The sequence below is a fragment of the Ruegeria sp. C12 genome (genome assembly GCF_056537745.1).
Genome location: NZ_JBQFSA010000025.1, coordinates 1 through 704, shown reverse-complemented (window position 1 = coordinate 704; position 704 = coordinate 1). Strand labels below are relative to the sequence as shown.

1 protein-coding gene is annotated in these 704 nt (G+C 59.4%); it reads right to left on the bottom strand.

All coding sequences use genetic code 11. The annotated features are described in order from the left end of the window. The coding region (locus ACR0C9_RS21855; RefSeq protein WP_480782059.1) for a hypothetical protein at positions 1-704 on the bottom strand (704 nt) is incomplete at both ends.

The following is a 704-nucleotide window of genomic DNA, read 5'->3' as shown; positions in this document are numbered from 1 at the left end:
CCGTTGCTTTCAACCTGAATCGCGCTCCAGCCGGGCAGGCTGTCAGGGCCGATCTGGTCCCCTCTCCATGTCACTTCCGTGCTGCCGTCGATCAGGTAAACCCCACGCGTCGACGAGGCCAGCGTTGTCGCGCCGTCATTTTCAACGGTCGTCGTGAAATGACCAATCGTGCCATCATTGTTCAGATCAGCACCATAGAACACCTCGACATCAATGACGTTGGTGATCGGCTGGCCGCTCACACGCACGCCTTGATCGTCAAGCGTCCACTCCGCATAGCGGCCATCTTCATGCTGCAGCAGGAGCAGGTAACCCGGACCGTTGCTTTCAACCTGAATCGCGCTCCAGCCGGGCAGGCTGTCAGGGCCGATCTGGTCCCCTCTCCATGTCACTTCCGTGCTGCCGTCGATCAGGTAAACCCCACGCGTCGACGAGGCCAGCGTTGTCGCGCCGTCATTTTCAACGGTCGTCGTGAAATGACCAATCGTGCCATCATTGTTCAGATCAGCACCATAGAACACCTCGACATCAATGACGTTGGTGATCGGCTGGCCGCTCACACGCACGCCTTGATCGTCAAGCGTCCACTCCGCATAGCGGCCATCTTCATGCTGCAGCAGGAGCAGGTAACCCGGACCGTTGCTTTCAACCTGAATCGCGCTCCAGCCGGGCAGGCTGTCAGGGCCGATCTGGTCCCCTCTCCA